The sequence below is a fragment of the Leifsonia sp. Leaf264 genome (assembly GCF_001422325.1).
Taxonomy (GTDB): Bacteria; Actinomycetota; Actinomycetes; order Actinomycetales; family Microbacteriaceae; genus Orlajensenia.
In genome coordinates, this window is the sequence record NZ_LMMR01000001.1 from 609,198 (window position 1) to 625,045 (window position 15,848).

Consider the following 15,848-nt stretch of genomic DNA (forward strand, 5'->3'; position numbering starts at 1 on the left):
GCGGCAGCCGGCCGGTCGTCGAGGGCATAGATTTGTCTCGTGAGTGCCACGAGAGTGTTCGTCGCCCGGCTCGCCGGGTGCGCCGTCTTCGACCCCGCAGGCGACAGGGTCGGCAAGGTGCGCGACGTCCTCGTGGTCTATCGACGCGCAGACGCGCCATCCGTCGTCGGTCTGATCGTGGAGATCCCGGGCAAGCGCCGGGTCTTCGTGTCGATCGGCCGCGTCACCAGCATCAGTGCTGGCCAGATCATCACGACGGGCCTCATCAACGTGCGACGCTTCGAGCAGCGCGGCGGCGAGGTGCGCGTGATCGCCGAGATGCTCGGCCGCCGCGTGCTGTTCGCCGACGACTCGGGCGAGGCCATCGTCGAGGACGTCGCCATCGAGGAGGCCGCCCCCGGAGAGTGGCAGGTCAGCCAGCTCTTCGTGCGCCGTCCGAAGACCGGCGGATCGCCCTTCGCCAAGGGCACGACGGCGTTCGTCAGCTGGCGCGAGGTGCGTGAGAGCGCCATCGTCGGAGAGGCGCAGTCGGCCGAGCAGCTCATCGCCACCTACTCGGAGATGAAGCCGGCCGACCTCGCGAACACCCTGCTCGACCTGCCGCAGGAACGGCGTCACGAGGTCGCGGAGGAGCTCTCGGACGACAGGCTCGCCGACGTGCTCGAGGAGATGCCCGAGAGCGACCAGGTCGAGATCATCGGCCGCCTCGACGACGACCGCGCCGCCGACGTCCTCGACCAGATGCAGCCGGACGACGCCGCCGACCTCATCGCCCAGCTGCCGGAGGAACGTGGCGAGCACCTGCTCGAGCTCATGGAGCCCGAAGAGGCGGACGACGTGCGGATGCTGCTCAGCTACGCCCCTGACACGGCGGGTGGCCTCATGACCACCGAGCCGATCATCGTCTCGGCTGACGCGACCGTCGCCGAGGGCCTCGCGCTCATCCGTCGCCACGAGCTCGCCCCGGCCATCGGCGCTGCAGTCTGCGTCACCCTGCCGCCGTTCGAACCCCCGACCGGCCGCTTCCTCGGCATGGTGCACTTCCAGCGGATGCTCCGCTATCCGCCGCACGAACGCCTCGGCACCCTGCTCGACCAGGGCCTCGATCCCGTCACGGTCGATGCGTCGGCGGCCGAGGTCTCCCGCATCCTGGCGAGCTACAACCTCGTCTCGGTTCCCGTTGTCGACGACAACCATCGCCTCGTAGGGGTGGTGACCATTGACGACATCCTCGACTACCTGCTCCCCGACGACTGGCGATCGCACGCCGACGACGACCACGTCTCGAGACGCGCGGCCGCACGAGCCCAGCTGAAGACAGGCAGCATCCCGATCCAGGGGCAGCCCCAGAAGAACGGAAGGAGGAACGCCAATGGCACGCGCTAGCCGAGCCGACCAGCGTCTCGACGCTCCCAAGGGTCTGCGCAACTCCGCGAAGCGCAACCGCGCATCGAAGGACCGCTTCGGTCGCTTCACCGAGGGCGTCGCCCGCGCCATGGGCACGCCGTGGTTCCTCCTCGGGCTCTCCCTCTTCGTCGTCGCCTGGATGGTGTGGAACCTCTTCGCCCCCACCGACCTGCAGTTCGACCGTGCTGACTACGGCTTCATCGCCCTCACTCTCGTGCTCTCGCTGCAGGCCTCGTACGCCGCACCGCTCATCCTGTTGGCCCAGAACCGTCAGGACGACCGCGACAGGGTGCAGATCGAGCAGGACCGCCAACGCGCCGAGCGCAACCTCGCCGACACCGAATACCTCGCCCGCGAGGTCGTCGCACTGCGACTGGCCATGCGCGACATGGCCTCGAAGGACTTCATCCGCTCCGAGCTGCGCGCACTTCTCGAGCAGATCGACGAGCGGTCGGACGAGCGCAACGACGACACCACGGACGACGAGCCGGATGCCCGCTGACGCGACCGTCGACGCCGCGCTCGAATCCAGGGTGCGAGCCGCACTGGCCCGCGTCATCGATCCGGAGATCCGCAAGCCCATCACCGAGCTCGACATGGTGGGCGGCGTCTTCGCCAGGCCCGACGGCGGCGTCGACGTCGGCATCAAGCTGACGATCGTCGGCTGCCCGGCGGCTGACCGCATCGAGCGCGACACCCTCGCAGCGGCCGAGAGTGTCGTGGGCGCCGGGCTCGCATCCGTCGATGTCACGATCATGACCCGCGAGGAGCGCACGGCGCTCACCGAGAAGCTGCGTGGAGGCAAGGCCAAGCGCGGCATCCCGTTCACGGCGGAGTCCCTGACCAGGGTCTACCTGGTCACCAGCGGTAAAGGCGGAGTCGGCAAGTCGACGCTCACAGCCAACCTCGCGGTCGCCATCGCCGCGTCGGGGCTCCGGGTGGGCATCGTCGACGCCGACGTCCACGGCTTCTCGATCCCCGGCATCCTGGGTCTCGTCGAGACCGATGCCGCGACCGGCACGGAGCGTGCCACCCGTCCCACACAGGTCGGCGACATGATCCTGCCGCCGGTCGCCTACGGCGTGAAGGTCATCTCCATCGGCATGTTCGTGGAGCCCGGTGCGAACGGTGCCGGAGTCGCCGTCGCTTGGCGCGGACCGATGCTGCACCGCACCATCCAGCAGTTCCTCACCGACGTGTACTTCGGCGACCTCGACGTGCTGCTGCTCGACCTTCCCCCGGGAACCGGCGACGTCGCCATCTCGATCGGCCAGCTGCTGCCGCATGCCGAGGTGATCGTCGTGACGACCCCGCAGCCGGCGGCCGCGGACGTCGCCGAGCGCAGCGCCCTCGTCGCCCGGCAGACCGGCCAGCACGTCTACGGCGTGATCGAGAACATGGCAGGACTCCCCCAGGCCGACGGCAGCGTGCTCGAGCTGTTCGGTTCCGGCGGCGGTGCCGAGGTGGCCCGTCGACTCTCCGTCGACGGCGCCGACGTGCCGCTGCTCGCCCAGGTTCCGCTGAGCATCGCGTTGCGCAGCGGCGGCGACACCGGCGAACCCGTCGTGCTCGCCCACCCCGACGAGCCGGCGAGCGTCGCCATCCGGGCCGTCGCGGATGCCCTCGCCACCCGCTCGCGCAACCTGGCCGGGCGTCCACTGCCCTTCTCGCCGCGGTAGACCCATGGGCCGGGTCCGCGTTCGTTCCGCCGTCGCGGGCGTCATCGCGTGCACGGCGGTGCTGGCCGCATCGGCTCTCACTGGCTGCACCAGCGGGCCGTCGGTATCGCCCTCGACCCCGTCGTTCAGCGCCGAGGCCGCCATCGTGCAGGGCAGGACGGACTACACCCGGGGCGTGTTCTCCATCGAGGTCACGAACACGGCGCCGGCCCCCGTCACCATCGTCGATGCCTCGTTCAGCTCGCCGCGCTTCGCTGATGCCGCCGTGCGCGATGGGGACCCCGTGACCCTGAGTCCGGGCCAGCGGATCGCACTGCGGGCGCCGATCCCCGCCCTCGCCTGCGACCACGCCGCCGCCGATGGCACCGGCGACATCGGCACCGTCGAGCTCACCGTGACCGACGGCGCATCAGGCGCGACGCCGACAGCCCTGACGCTGGTGCCGACAGACCCCAACAACACCGTCGACAGGCTGTTGCGCGAGGGCTGCCTCGTCGAGGACGTGGACGCCGTCGTGAGGATCGAGCCGCCGACGGCGTTGCGTGTCGAGGGCACAGGGTCGTCAGCGCAGGCCTTCATCGACCTGACCTTCACGCCCACGGGCGCCGACGGGAGCGCCGATTTCGACGGCATCCGCTCGACGACGCTCATGTCACCGGCCGATGGCGCCGACAGCTGGCCCCTCGGATTCACCGTGGATGCGGCATCCGAACCCCGCCCCGTGACCCTGCCGATGCGACCCACCCGCTGCGACCCGCACGCCCTCGCGGACGACAAGGTCGGCACCGTGCTCGTGATCGATTCCGCGACGTCGACGGGCCGCGAGGGGCGCTACCTGCTGCCCCTGCCGCCCGCGGTGAAGGCGCAGGTCTACTCGTACATCAGCGAGGTCTGCGGCGACTGAGGACCCCTCGCCCGCTTCTCAGACCGGTTCTACCAGACGCGCGAGCAGCTCCGTGAGGAGCCTCTCGGCGAGAGCCGACGGCAGAGCCTCGATGAGGGCGAGGAGCGGCGCCAGCTCCGACGGGAGGCCCGAGCCGTCCGCGCCGATGCCCACGGCGGCGAGCAGCCCCGCCGCCTCCTCCGAGTTCGGCAGTGCTCCGCCGGATGCCGCGAGCACGGGGCCGAGGGCCTCCAGGATGCCGTCGGCCGATGCCTGCGGAACGCCGCGCACCTCGTCGGCGGCAGCGACGAGCGCCGCCGTCAGAGCCGGGAGCTGCACCTCGGTCACCGGCGTGATGGTCAGGTGAGTCGTGTGCGGAACGCGGGTGCCGTCGGCCTGGCTGAGACCCGGCTGCAGCTGGATCACGAATCCGTGGCCGCGGACGGCATCCGCCCAGCGATGCGGATCGACTCGGCGATCGGCGTCCACGCTCTCGTCGACAGCTGCAGCGAACAGGGGTCCGACCGGGTCGCCGACAACGCGCAGGCCCTCGATGCCGTTGACGACCTCGACGAGGGCGTCAGTGGCCCGCTCGGCCGTCGCCGTGAGCTCGGCGAAGCCGTCGGCGCCCAGCGCGTTCACGATGGCCCAGGCGGCCGCGAGCGGCCCGGCCGACTTCGAGCCGAGCATGGTCGGGTTGACGACGGGGTAGCCCATCCATCGCGTCGTGGCGAAGTACTGCATCCGTTGCCTGTCACGACCGCGTTGCAGCAGCACCGAAGCGCCCTTCGGGGCGTAGCCGTACTTGTGCAGGTCGGCGGAGATGCTGGTGACACCGGGCAGCCTGAAGTCCCAGGCCGGCACCGTGCCGCCCCGCCACCACGGCAGGGCGAAACCGCCGATGCAGGCATCGACGTGGCAGGCGATCCCCCGCTCCGCTGCCAGGGCGGCGACCTCGGCGATGGGGTCGAGGGTGGCCGTCGGATACGACGGCGCACTCACGACGACGAGGGCGACGGATGCGTCGAGCCTGGCGTCGATGGCCTCGACGGCGGGAGCGCCTGTTGCGGGGTCGACGGGCACGAGGTCGAGGTCGAGGCCGAAGTAGTGCGCAGCCTTGTGGAAGGCAGCGTGCACCGTCGTCGCCGCGAGCAGCCGCGGGACCCCGGTGCCGCCGGCAGCACGCCAGACGTCCCTCGCCGTCTTGACCGCGAGCAGGCAGCTCTCGGTGCCGCCGGTCGTGATCGTGCCCACCACATCGGAGTCGCCGTGCAGTACCTCGCGAGCGAAGCCGATGAGCTCGCGCTCCATGACGGCGATCGAGGTGAACGTCGTCGGGTCCAGTCCGTTGAGCGGCTGCACGGCGCGGATCGCGGATGCCGCGAGCTCGTCGAGCGCTGCGAGGCCCGAGTCGTAGACGTACGACAGAACGCGTCCGCCATGGGTGGGGGCGTCGGCGCGGCGGAGGTCCGCCAGGCGGTCGAGGATGTCCGATGGTTCTTGGGCGAAGGCGGTCACGCTCTCACTGTCCTGTCTGTGTTGCGAGATCGCCGGCTGACGACGATGCGAGGAGGTCGATGTCAGCCTTGCGCAGCCTGTAGCCGCGCAGTGTGAAGAGGCTGGCGAGGATGATGACGGCCGGCACGACGCTGAAGCTCACGACGATACCGGCGATGGCCGTCGGCGACTGCGTCACGGTCTCGGACCCCGATGACTGCGTGTATCCGGTCACGGCCAAGACGATGGAGAGGGCGGTGGCTCCGAGCGCCATGCCCGTCGTCTCGCCCGCGGTCCACATGCCACCGAAGGTGCCGGCCCGACCGGGGCCGGCCGTGACGGCGTCGTGCGAGATCACGTCGGGAAGCATGGCCATCGGGAGCGACTGCATTCCGGCGTAGCCGGCTCCGGCGAGGGCGACGGGCAGGTACACCCAGCCGCTCGGGGCCCAGAGCATTCCGATGAGCGACAGCGCTGCGACGCCGTAGAGGATGCTCGCGTAGAGGTAGCTGCGCTCCTTGCCGAGTCGGCGCGCGATCACTCCCCAGAGCGGTGCGAACAGGAGGGCCGGCGCGATGAGGGCGACGAAGAGGAAGGTGAGTGCGTCCTCCGAGTCCAGCACCCAGACGGCAACGTAGTTCGCGGCGGCCAGCATGAGACCTGTGGCGAGGCCCTGCAGCAGGAAGGTGGCGAGCAGGGCCCGGAACGGCTGGCTGCGGCGCAGCGCTCCGAAGCCCTCGGCGTAGTGACGGCGGAGCGAGGTCTTCTCCGGCGGGGCAACGGCCGCCTCGACCGCGGTACCGCGTGCACGCCGCGGAACCGCGACGAGCACGGCGATGAGCATTCCGACGCCGATCACCACCCCGGCCACGACGGCCATCACGATGTAGCCGACGTACTCGTCGTCGGCGACCTTGCGCAGCGCCGGGCCGCCGGCACCGAACAGCAGGATGGCCAGCGTGAGCACCACGACGCGCCAGGTGAGGAGGCGCGTGCGCTGGTCGTAGCTGTCGGCGATCTCAGCCGGAAGCGCGATGTACGGCACCTGGAAGAGGCTGAAGGAGGTGGCCGTGAGCAGGAACGCCACGAAGACCCAGATCCCGGCAGCCAGCGGCGACAGCGTCGCCGGCACCGAGAAGGTCAACACGAAGAACAGTGGCAGGGTGCATGCTCCGAGCAGCATGAATCCGCGACGGCTGCCGGTGCGCACCAGCCAACGGTCGCTCCAGGCGCCGATCAAGGGGTCGATGATGACGTCCCAGACCTTCGCCAGGGTCACCAGGAGTCCGGCGAGCAGGGCCGCGACGCCGAGGGTGTCCGTGAGGTAGAACACCAGCACGAGGCCGGGCAGTGTGGCGAAGCCACCGGTGCCCAGGGAACCGGCGGCGTATCCGGCGACGGTGGTGCGCGTGAGCACCCGCGGCGTAGCGATCATTGCGGCAGTGTAGCCGTCGTTCCGCGCGGTGCCGGACCAGTCGCCGAAGGTGAGCGCACCTCGTCGGCGCGATCTCGCCGCACCGTCCGGATCCGGCCCCGCGAAGTGGGGCCGATGAAGTGGGACAGTTGTCCTAGAATGGCGCAATGCCCGCAACGATGCCGGATCTCGCGATCCTGAACGACCTCGACGCCGACGTCTCCGCGACCTCGGGGTCCTCGACGACCGTGATCGCCCCACTGACGGGCCAGGTGCTGCACGAGCTGCCGGTCAGCACGCCCGATGACGTCGCCGACGCGTTCGCGCGGGCACGCCTCGCCCAGCTGGCCTGGGCCCGCGCCGGCTTCGCAGCACGCCGCGCCGTTCTGTTGCGTGCGCACGACCTGCTGCTCGAGCGACGCGAGGACCTGCTCGACATCCTGCAGTCGGAGACCGGCAAGACTCGCGGGCAGGCCTTCGAGGAGGTCTTCCAGTCGGCGACTGTCACTCGCTACAACGCCCTGGCCGCCTCCAAAGTGCTGCGCGGAGGCCGACGCCGCTCGGCCCTGCCGCTCATCGTCGACACCACCGTGCGGTACCGGGCCAAGGGCGTCGTCGGCGTCATCACCCCGTGGAACTTCCCGCTCAGCCTCGCCGCCATGGACGTCGTGCCCGCCCTCGCCGCCGGCTGCGGCGTCGTGCAGAAGGCCGATGACCAGGGCGCCCTGAGCGTGCTCGCGCTCCGCCGCGCCTTCGTCGACGCCGGACTCCCGCCCGAGCTCTGGTCCGTCGTCACCGGTGACGGCCCCGTCATCGGCGGCGCCGTCACGGGCAACGCCGACTACATCTGCTTCACCGGATCGACGGCCACGGGTCGCAGCGTCGCCGTGACCGCTGCCGAACGACTGGTCGGGGCATCCCTCGAGCTCGGCGGCAAGAACGCCATGATCGTGCTCGACGACGTCGACCCGCTGAAGGCCGCGGCCGATGCGGCCTACGGATGCTTCGCCTCGGCCGGGCAGCTCTGCGTCTCGGTGGAGCGCATCTACGTGCAGCGCGGTGTCGCCCGCGCCTTCACCGAGGCCTTCGCCGCCAGGGTGGAATCGCTGCGCATCGGCTCGGCGTTCGACTACACGACCGATGTGGGATCGCTCACCAGCGCCGCCCAGCTCGCTCGCGTGACGGCCCACGTCGACGACGCCGTCGCCAAGGGCGCCACGGTCCTCGCCGGCGGCAAGGCACGCCCCGACCTCGGTCCGTTCTTCTACGAGCCCACCGTTCTCACCGACGTGACCGCCGACATGGACTGCGCCGCGGGCGAGACCTTCGGCCCCGTGGTGTCGATCTACACCGTCGACACCGACGACGAGGCCGTCATCGCGGTCAACGACTCCGACTACGGCCTCAACGCCTCGATCATGAGTGGATCGACAGCACGGGCACGATCGCTCGCCGCCGTGATCGACGCCGGCAGCGTGAACATCAACGAGGGCTACCGCGGCTCGTTCTCCACCGTCGATGCCCCCATGGGCGGCATCAAGCAGTCGGGCCTCGGCCGCCGCAACGGCCGCGAGGGCCTTCTGCGCTTCGTGGATGCCGTCACGGTGTCGCGTTCCACCGGCCTGCTGCAGCTGCCGCGCACGGGCTCGGAGTTCGCGTCGATGGCCGGCCCGATGGTTCTCCTGGCTCGTGTCATGAAGGGCGCCCGCCAGCGCTGACGACCGCCGCTCGCGTGTCGGAATGAACACCGGCCGTTGCGCAAGCGTGGAACGAGCCACAGGCATCCATTCGCGGCCCGTGCTTCAGCGATCGACAGACCTGTCGTGACTTCGGCAGATCACTGCCGGAGTCGCCTGCGGATGGTGTCGGTCTGACAGGTGAGGGAGCCGCGGGCTGGTCGCCATGCCTGGGGTCCGAGGGCGGGAGGCGGCATGGTCTCGGGATGCCCGTTGATCATGCGGATCTTCCACCCGGATGTGGTGATGGTGCGGTGGTGGTACCAGCACAGCAGTACCCCGTTGGACACATGCGTGGTGTGAACGATGGCCCACGGGATGACGTGGTGCGCTTCGGTGTACTGGGGCGGGATGCCGCAGATGATGCACCCGCCGTCGCGAGCGGCCAATGCCCGCCGTTGGGTGCGGGTGAAGCAGCGTTCCGTGCTGCCCAGGCGGAGGATGGCGCCGTCGGTGCTGATGCTGACGGGTTGGATGCCGTTCGCGCAGCAGAGTTGCTCCACCGCTCGCGCAGAGATCGGGAGGTCGACGCCGTCGATGCGGCCGGGTCCGGTGACCGCTCCCGTGTGCTCGTCGAGGTCGGTCGCCAGAACATGGGTGACCATCGTCGCGGAGGCACCGTTGAGGGTGGGGAGTTCCTCGGACCGGCCGGCCATCCCGAACACGGCCGCGAGCACATCGTGCTGGCGTTGGCCACGGGTGCGTGGATCGCGTGGCCCATCATCTGCCTCCACGGCGGCGCGTTCCTCGTCGGTGAGGAACTTCAGTGATGAGCGCACGTTGGTGGTGGCGTCGAAGACGGCCTGCAGTTGTCCGGCGACTTCGGGCAACAGGGACCCGCTCACCGGGATCAGGCCGTTCCGCGCCCGATGCAGTCGGAACGATCGCGACTCGAACTCCGTCACCGACGGTTCGGCACCATCAGGGTTCAATGCCAGCACCCAGACCGACGCCTGATCGTTCGTCTCGGTCGGAGTCACCGGCGGCAGTGCGCTCGCATCGGCCGACGGGGCGGCGCCGATCGCCGCACACACCAACTCGTGTTCGGCGGGCAGGAACCTCGACAGGGTGTCAGTCGGACAACCGACCATCGCCTTCGTGAGGGCTGTCGTGATCACAGTCGCGGAGTCCACACCCAACCGGCCGGCGGCGAGGCCGCGGCGAACCACGTCGAACGGGGCCGGCAACACCTCCCCGGTCAACGACACCTCCGGACGAGTCTGGGCGCCGAGCTTCAACCTGGCCCGCGCCGTCTGCGGGCTGATCCGGGCGACGCGTTCCAGCAGTTCCACCGCGGTGGCGCATCCCACGCGGTCCGGCAGCGTCTGCGGACCCAGAATCGCCCGCGACCTGTCGGCCACCTCGCCGGCGAACGCGATCCGGCCGGCATCGGCCAACCGACCGAACTCCTCCATCAACGCAGCACCGGCCAAGAGCTCCGTATCAGCTGATCCCGGCAGCATCCCCACCGCAGTCACCTCAGCGAGGATGGCGGCCCCAACCGCTATCGCCTCCTGCATCCGAGTCTGGAACGTCTCCATACCCTCAAGCTACGTGCACCCACCGACACTCAACCACTCGAAATACAGTGCCTGACCGGGAATTATCGATCCACATCCTGTGGAAATCCGCCCCACCTGAGGCGTCTGTGGAGGAGGAGGATCCGACGCCGAGGACAGCCCGGAGAAGTCCGTCGTCAGGGATACCAACCTCGCTCCGCTCAGGCACCACTCCACCGAGGGCGAGTGGAACTCTCCGGCGCCACTCAATCGTCCGGAGACCATCGGTACCATGCATCCATGCCCATCACTCTTGAGAATGTCGGCATCGCCGTGCGCGACATCGAAGCGACGATCTCCTTCTTCACCGACCTCGGCCTCACCCTCATCGGCCGGGACACCGTCAGCGGCGAGTGGGCTGACACCGCCGTCGACCTCGATGGCAATCACGCGAGGATCGCCATGCTCCAGACGCCTGACGGCCACGGCAGGCTGGAACTGTTCGAGTACATCCACCCTGATGCGATCGAGACGGAACCGACTCGTCCCAACGAGATCGGCATGCACCGCGTCGCCTTCTCCGTCGACGACATCGATGAGTCGCTGGCCATCGCCGCCAGGCACGGATGCTTCCCGCTTCGCGGCGTCGCGAACTATCAGGACGTGTACAAGCTCACGTACCTCCGCGGCCCGAGCGGGATCATCGTGATGCTCGCCGAGGACCTGACGAAGGGCTGAGCCGCGGAGAGACCTAGGTGGCTTCGGAGTCGAACGGGGTCGGCATCGCAGCCATCTCGGCCGACCGCTTCTTCTGCAGGTAGGCGGAGTTCGGGTTCACGCCGATAGTTCCGGATGCCGCAGCACCAGCACCAGCACCGGCCACGGCGCCGACTGCGGCTCCCGACCTGGACACCGTCGGCGTCACCGGCTCCTCGTCGAGGAGCGCCTCACGGATGATGCGACGCGGGTCGTACTGCCGCGGATCGAGCTTCTTCCAGTCGACGTCGTCGAAGTCCGGACCCATCTCGTCGCGCATGCGGTCCTTGGCGCCGTTCGCCATGTCGCGGAGCTGGCGCACGAGTCGGCCGAGCTGGGCCGCGTAGTGGGGCAGGCGCTCCGGCCCGAGCAGGAACACCGCGATGACCCCGATGATGAGGAGTTTCTCGAAGGTCAGCCCGAACATGCCATCAGGATAACCCGCGGCGAGGCATCCACTCGCCGCTCGGGGCCGGCTCTAGGCTGGAAGCGATCATCTTGGGAGCGAACGTGTCTGACAAAGACCTCAACTGGAAGTACGTCGACGACATCGTCGGCGAGCCCGAAACCATCGCGAAGGCGCGTCAGCAGTCGCTCGAGCTGGGCATCGAACCCATCGCCCCCGCGATCGGAGCACAGTCGGCCGTGATCGCCGCGGCTCACGCCGCGACGGCAATCGTGGAGATCGGCACCGGGGTGGGAGTCTCGGGCCTCTGGTTGCTGCGCGGAGCCCCGGATGCCACCCTCACGTCGATCGACTCCGAGGTCGACCACCAGCAGCACGCCCGCACGAACCTGCTCGATGCCGGCGTCGCGGCCAACCGCATCCGCCTGATCGCCGGCAGGGCCAGCGAGGTGCTCCCCCGCATGAACGAGAATTCCTACGACGTCGTCTTCATCGACGCCGATCCCCAGTCGGTCATCGAGTACGTCGAGCACGGCCTGCGCCTGGCCAAGCCCGGAGGCACCGTGCTGGTTCCTCACGCCCTCTGGCGCGGACGCGTGGCAGATCCGGCCCAGCGCGACGAGGTCGCCAGCGGCTTCAGGTCGCTCATCTCGGAGATCTCCGGCTCGAGCGCAGTCCTGAGCGCCGTGTCACCGGCCGGCGACGGCCTGCTGCAGATCTCGAAGCTGCTCTCCTAGAGCGAGTAACTCCCAGAGCGGGTCGCGCTGACGTCTCACTGGCCCCAGCGCGCCGGGGTCTGCAGCATCCGCATCGTACGTGGAACGAGCACGTCTCGGGAGCTGGTGCCTCGAGCTCCGCCGCTGAGACAGAAAGAGCTGGCCCGGCGCCTCATGGCTTCCGGACCAGCTTCACATCTGCGCAGGTCAGACCGGCGCGACGACCTTCTCGAGGGCGTCGTGCAGTTCCTTGGCCTCGGCGTCGTTCACTGAGACGACCAGTCGACCGCCGCCCTCCAGTGGAACGCGAACAATGATGAGACGACCCTCCTTCACGGCCTCCATCGGTCCGTCACCAGTGCGTGGCTTCATCGCCGCCATTGAGTTCCCCTTTCGTGGCAAGACTGCTTCTATTATCCCCTGCTGGGAGAACTATCCGAAATCGCGGCCATGCCCCCAGTACGCCCGGATGGCCGTTCCGACGTCACGGTGGGCTCCAGTCGTAACCGATGTAGGCCCAGCAGATGTACAACCAGCCCCACTGCAGCGCCGTGAAGACCAGCACCAGCGCGACCCTGTACAGGCGTGACCGCGGCTGTGCGAGCGCACCCAACAGGGGGAACATCGGGGTCAGCAGGCGGAAGGTGCTCGACTGCGGGAAGAACACGGCGAGCAGGTAGAGCCCGTAGCTAGCCACCCAGAACCGTAGGTCCACTCCCAACCGCCGCACTGACGGGAGGAACAGCGCTGCTCCGAAACCCAGGATGACGGCTGCGACCACGATGTAGCCGAGCGGGCTCCCGAGCCACCAGGCACCGCTCTGGAACCAGGCCGTGAAGGGGATGAGCTCCTGGTAGCCGATGTACGGGGCCCGCCAGGCGAGTTCGGTGTCGAAGTACGCCGTCATGCTGCCCGTCGCGATCCACGCGGCCGCAGGCCACGCGAGGCCCATCAGCCCCGTGAAGATCGTGACGGAGACGGATGCCACCACCTCCCCCGCCGGGAACGGATCCCGGGCACGGGTGAACCACCGGTGGATCACGTGCAGGCCGAGCGCCAGGGCGAAGGCCAGTCCGCTCGGGCGGGTGAGCGCCATGACCGCGACCACCGGGAAGAGCAGCCAGTAGCGCCGCCGCACGAGCAGCAGCAGGGCCAGGGTGAGGAGGAAGAGGTACATCGCCTCCGCGTAGCCCACCTGGAGCATCGGCGACAGCGGTGCGAAGCAGAACAGGGTGACGGCGAACAACGTCGACGATGCGTCGAGGCGGGTGCGCAGCAGCCGGTGGAAGAGCAGGGCGGCACCCAGGCCGAAGGCGACCGACACGAACACGGCGAGGCCGCTCCACTGCAGTCCGGTGATCTCCATGAGCACCCGCACGAGCGCCGGGTAGCCGGGCATGAACGCCCAGGCGTTCTCGCCGATGTGGCCGTCATCCGTCAGCGGAAGAGTGCTCGGATAGCCGTAACCCGCGATGATCTCGTACCAGCGGCCGTCCCAGATGTTGGCGAAGGCGGCGTAGGCCGGATGCGCGCCCGTCCACGGGTTCGCCTCCTGCATCCCCGCCAGGACGAGCATCAGCACGGTGGTGATGACGCGTGATGCCGCGTACACGACGATCACCCGCAGCCACCACGGCATGAGCCGCCAGCGCACGACGACGCCGAGGGGCAGGATGCGCTTCTGCGGCCGCTCCGAGACGCGAGGGGCCTCGGAATCGGGGGTCAGCGTCCGTTCAGCCATGTGCGCAGCGCACGGACGCACGCGGTGATCTGCTCGACCGGCACGCGCTCCTGGTCGTGGTGCGCCAGCAGCGGATCACCGGGGCCGAAGTTGACGGCGGGGATGCCGAGGGCGCTGAAGCGGGCGACGTCGGTCCAGCCGTACTTGGGCTTCGCCTCCGCTCCGACGGCCGCGATGAACTCCTGGGCCAGCGCCGCATCGAGGCCGGGGCGCGCTCCCTCCGCCTGGTCCACGACGGTGAGCTCGTATTCGGGGAAGAGCTCGCGCAGGTGATCGATCGCTTCAGCGGCTGTCCGGCTCGGCGCGAACCTGTAGTTGAGGTGCACCATCACCTCGTCGGGGATCACGTTGCCGGCCACCCCTCCGCTGATGCCGACGGCGTTGAGGCCCTCACGGTAGACCAGGCCCTCGACCTCGACCGAGCGCGGCTGGTAGGCGGCGAGCCTGTCGAGCAGCGGACCGACCTTGTGGATCGCGTTCTCCCCGACCCACGACCTGGCGGAATGCGCGCGCCGACCGAAGGCGCGCAGCTCCACCCGAACCGTGCCGTTGCAGCCTCCCTCGACGGAGGCGTTGCTCGGTTCGCCGAGGATGGCGAAATCCCCCTCGAGGAGGTCGGGTCGGGTCAGGGCCAGCCGCCCGAGGCCGTTCTTGTCGGAGGAGACCTCCTCGCCGTCGTAGAACAGCCAGGTGATGTCGACGTTCGGCTCGGTGAGCTCGGGTGCGAGGGCGAGTTGCACCGCCACTCCGCCCTTCATGTCGACGGTTCCGCGACCCCAGAGGTAGTCGATGCCGTCCTCGGTCTCGAATCGGGTCGGCAGGTTGTCCTTGAGCGGCACGGTGTCGATGTGCCCGGCGATCACGACGCGCTTGGCGCGACCGAGGTTGGTGCGGGCCACGATGGTGTCGCCTTCGCGGATGACCTCGAGGTGAGCGAGGCCGGCGAGCGCGGCCTCGATGGCATCCGCCAGCGGGGTCTCGCCGCCCGAGACCGACTCGATGTCGCAGATGGCCCTGGTGATGGAGACGACGTCCGCCGACAGGTCGAGCACGGGCGTGGAGACGTCGTTCACCGGCATGCCCCCAGTCTATTGATCGCACCGCCCCGGCCTTCGCCGCCGTTACGCTGGAGGGCATGCCTGAGACCGACGCCTCCGCACCCTCGTCCGCCCGCGCCGCCTGGGGCCACGGCCTGGCCACCATCGCCGGCGACGGCACTGTGCTCGACACCTGGTTCCCGGCGCCGCAGCTCGGCGCACGGCCGGCCTCGGCATCCGTGCCCCTCGATCTCGAGAACGCCGGCGGACCCGACGACCGCCGCAACGTGCGCACCGAGATCGTGACGGTCGAGATCGACCTCGACGCTCCCCCGGCGTCGACCCCTGATGCCTACCTGCGCCTGCACCTGCTCTCGCACCTGCTCACGGCTCCGAACACCATCAACCTCGACGGCATCTTCGGCCACCTGCCCAACGTCGCCTGGACGACAGCCGGCCCCGTGCACCCCGACGACTTCGCGCGGCTGCGCCCGACGCTGCAGCGCGCCGGCATCAGTGCCCTCGGTCTCGACAAGTTCCCGCGGCTCATCGACTACGTCGTGCCCGAGCGGGTGCGGATCGCGGATGCCTCCCGCGTGCGCCTCGGCGCGCACCTCTCCCCCGGCACGACGGTCATGCATGAGGGCTTCGTGAACTTCAACGCCGGCACTCTCGGCACCTCGATGGTCGAGGGCCGCATCTCGCAGGGAGTCGTCGTCGGCGACGGCAGCGACATCGGCGGCGGCGCTTCAATCATGGGCACGCTCTCGGGCGGCGGGACTCAGCGGGTGAGCATCGGCGAGCGCGCCCTCCTCGGCGCCAACTCGGGCATCGGGATCTCGATCGGCGACGACACCGTCGTCGAGGCCGGCCTCTACGTGACGGCAGGCACCAAGGTCGTCGTCGTCGACCCGTCGAACCCGATCCAGCGCAGCGTGAAGGCCGCGACCCTCTCGGGCGTGCCGAACCTGCTGTTCCGCCGCAACTCGGTCTCGGGCGCCGTCGAGGTGCTGGCGCGCAGCGGCCACGGCATCCTGCTCAACGAGGCGCTGCACGCTTAGAGCCCGGCGAGACTCG

General features: G+C 69.4%; 15 protein-coding genes. 8 read left to right on the plus strand and 7 right to left on the minus strand.

Features of this window, described 5'->3' with window-relative positions; translation table 11 throughout:
• The first annotated feature begins 39 nt into the window (after positions 1-39).
• Genes ASF30_RS02825 through ASF30_RS02840 form a run of 4 tightly spaced genes read left to right on the plus strand, consistent with a single transcriptional unit; the run spans position 40 to position 3,990 of the window.
• The gene (locus ASF30_RS02825; protein WP_055901169.1) at positions 40-1,386 is read left to right on the plus strand and encodes a magnesium transporter MgtE N-terminal domain-containing protein; all 1,347 of its coding nucleotides are present in this window, start codon (positions 40-42) and stop codon (positions 1,384-1,386) included.
• Positions 1,373-1,909: a DUF1003 domain-containing protein gene (locus ASF30_RS02830; RefSeq protein ID WP_055901171.1), complete on the plus strand. Its 537-nt coding sequence runs from the start codon at positions 1,373-1,375 to the stop codon at positions 1,907-1,909. Before ASF30_RS02825 ends, ASF30_RS02830 begins: the two co-directional genes overlap by 14 nt.
• A complete protein-coding gene (locus ASF30_RS02835; protein WP_055901174.1) occupies positions 1,899-3,086 on the plus strand; it encodes an Mrp/NBP35 family ATP-binding protein in 1,188 nt (395 codons plus the stop codon). Before ASF30_RS02830 ends, ASF30_RS02835 begins: the two co-directional genes overlap by 11 nt.
• A 4-nt stretch (positions 3,087-3,090) precedes the next feature.
• On the plus strand, positions 3,091-3,990 hold the full coding sequence (locus ASF30_RS02840) for a hypothetical protein (RefSeq protein WP_055901177.1): 900 nt from the start codon (positions 3,091-3,093) through the stop codon (positions 3,988-3,990).
• An 18-nt stretch (positions 3,991-4,008) separates the two neighbouring features.
• Here the strand turns inward: ASF30_RS02840 and ASF30_RS02845 are convergent, their stop codons facing one another.
• Both ASF30_RS02845 and ASF30_RS02850 read right to left on the minus strand, forming a co-directional pair.
• A complete protein-coding gene (locus ASF30_RS02845; RefSeq protein WP_055901180.1) occupies positions 4,009-5,487 on the minus strand; it encodes a pyridoxal phosphate-dependent decarboxylase family protein in 1,479 nt (492 codons plus the stop codon).
• A gap of 4 nt (positions 5,488-5,491) precedes the next feature.
• Positions 5,492-6,901, minus strand: a complete 1,410-nt coding sequence (locus tag ASF30_RS02850; RefSeq protein ID WP_055901183.1) for an MFS transporter — start codon at positions 6,899-6,901, stop codon at positions 5,492-5,494.
• Positions 6,902-7,047: 146 nt separating this feature from the next.
• Here ASF30_RS02850 and ASF30_RS02855 point away from each other — a divergent pair, with 146 nt between their 5' ends.
• Entirely contained in the window at positions 7,048-8,598 is a 1,551-nt protein-coding gene (locus ASF30_RS02855; RefSeq protein WP_055901187.1) for a succinic semialdehyde dehydrogenase, read from the plus strand.
• A 119-nt stretch (positions 8,599-8,717) separates the two neighbouring features.
• Here ASF30_RS02855 and ASF30_RS02860 read toward each other — a convergent pair whose 3' ends face one another.
• Positions 8,718-10,157, minus strand: a complete 1,440-nt coding sequence (locus ASF30_RS02860; RefSeq protein ID WP_055901189.1) for an HNH endonuclease signature motif containing protein — start codon at positions 10,155-10,157, stop codon at positions 8,718-8,720.
• Positions 10,158-10,415: 258 nt separating this feature from the next.
• Between ASF30_RS02860 and ASF30_RS02865 the strand changes: the two genes are divergently transcribed.
• Positions 10,416-10,853, plus strand: coding sequence for a VOC family protein (locus ASF30_RS02865; RefSeq protein ID WP_055902432.1), 438 nt, complete (start codon positions 10,416-10,418; stop codon positions 10,851-10,853).
• Between the two features lie 13 nt (positions 10,854-10,866).
• Here ASF30_RS02865 and ASF30_RS02870 read toward each other — a convergent pair whose 3' ends face one another.
• Positions 10,867-11,298: a twin-arginine translocase TatA/TatE family subunit gene (locus ASF30_RS02870; RefSeq protein ID WP_055901192.1), complete on the minus strand. Its 432-nt coding sequence runs from the start codon at positions 11,296-11,298 to the stop codon at positions 10,867-10,869.
• Between the two features lie 83 nt (positions 11,299-11,381).
• Here ASF30_RS02870 and ASF30_RS02875 point away from each other — a divergent pair, with 83 nt between their 5' ends.
• On the plus strand, positions 11,382-12,014 hold the full coding sequence (locus tag ASF30_RS02875; RefSeq protein WP_055902433.1) for an O-methyltransferase: 633 nt from the start codon (positions 11,382-11,384) through the stop codon (positions 12,012-12,014).
• 186 nt (positions 12,015-12,200) lie between these two features.
• On the opposite strand, the gene ASF30_RS22165 is transcribed toward ASF30_RS02875, so the two are convergent.
• The 3 genes from ASF30_RS22165 to dapE all read right to left on the minus strand — a co-directional run bounded on the left by ASF30_RS22165 (position 12,201) and on the right by dapE (position 14,813).
• Positions 12,201-12,374, minus strand: a complete 174-nt coding sequence (locus tag ASF30_RS22165; protein WP_082467399.1) for a DUF3117 domain-containing protein — start codon at positions 12,372-12,374, stop codon at positions 12,201-12,203.
• 103 nt (positions 12,375-12,477) lie between these two features.
• On the minus strand, positions 12,478-13,734 hold the full coding sequence (locus ASF30_RS02880) for a hypothetical protein (RefSeq protein WP_235480243.1): 1,257 nt from the start codon (positions 13,732-13,734) through the stop codon (positions 12,478-12,480).
• Positions 13,716-14,813 (minus strand): succinyl-diaminopimelate desuccinylase, encoded by a 1,098-nt coding sequence (gene dapE, locus ASF30_RS02885; RefSeq protein ID WP_055901194.1) that lies wholly within the window; start codon positions 14,811-14,813, stop codon positions 13,716-13,718. The genes ASF30_RS02880 and dapE overlap by 19 nt, the downstream gene beginning before the upstream one ends.
• Positions 14,814-14,869: 56 nt before the next feature.
• Between dapE and dapD the strand changes: the two genes are divergently transcribed.
• Complete coding sequence (gene dapD, locus ASF30_RS02890; RefSeq protein WP_055901197.1) at positions 14,870-15,832, plus strand: 2,3,4,5-tetrahydropyridine-2,6-dicarboxylate N-succinyltransferase; 963 nt, start codon at positions 14,870-14,872, stop codon at positions 15,830-15,832.
• Positions 15,833-15,848 lie beyond the last annotated feature (16 nt).

What these genes read in the sequence shown, in the direction of transcription:
- ASF30_RS02830 (WP_055901171.1), top strand. Translation starts at nt 1,373, where the DNA reads ATGGCACGCGCTAGCCGAGCCGACCAGCGTCTCGACGCTCCCAAGGGT.
- ASF30_RS02860 (WP_055901189.1), bottom strand. Translation starts at nt 10,157, where the DNA reads ATGGAGACGTTCCAGACTCGGATGCAGGAGGCGATAGCGGTTGGGGCC.
- ASF30_RS02870 (WP_055901192.1), bottom strand. Translation starts at nt 11,298, where the DNA reads ATGTTCGGGCTGACCTTCGAGAAACTCCTCATCATCGGGGTCATCGCG.
- ASF30_RS22165 (WP_082467399.1), bottom strand. Translation starts at nt 12,374, where the DNA reads ATGGCGGCGATGAAGCCACGCACTGGTGACGGACCGATGGAGGCCGTG.
- dapE (WP_055901194.1), bottom strand. Translation starts at nt 14,813, where the DNA reads ATGCCGGTGAACGACGTCTCCACGCCCGTGCTCGACCTGTCGGCGGAC.
- dapD (WP_055901197.1), top strand. Translation starts at nt 14,870, where the DNA reads ATGCCTGAGACCGACGCCTCCGCACCCTCGTCCGCCCGCGCCGCCTGG.
- ASF30_RS02835 (WP_055901174.1), top strand. Translation starts at nt 1,899, where the DNA reads ATGCCCGCTGACGCGACCGTCGACGCCGCGCTCGAATCCAGGGTGCGA.
- ASF30_RS02840 (WP_055901177.1), top strand. Translation starts at nt 3,091, where the DNA reads ATGGGCCGGGTCCGCGTTCGTTCCGCCGTCGCGGGCGTCATCGCGTGC.
- ASF30_RS02855 (WP_055901187.1), top strand. Translation starts at nt 7,048, where the DNA reads ATGCCCGCAACGATGCCGGATCTCGCGATCCTGAACGACCTCGACGCC.
- ASF30_RS02865 (WP_055902432.1), top strand. Translation starts at nt 10,416, where the DNA reads ATGCCCATCACTCTTGAGAATGTCGGCATCGCCGTGCGCGACATCGAA.
- ASF30_RS02880 (WP_235480243.1), bottom strand. Translation starts at nt 13,734, where the DNA reads ATGGCTGAACGGACGCTGACCCCCGATTCCGAGGCCCCTCGCGTCTCG.
- ASF30_RS02850 (WP_055901183.1), bottom strand. Translation starts at nt 6,901, where the DNA reads ATGATCGCTACGCCGCGGGTGCTCACGCGCACCACCGTCGCCGGATAC.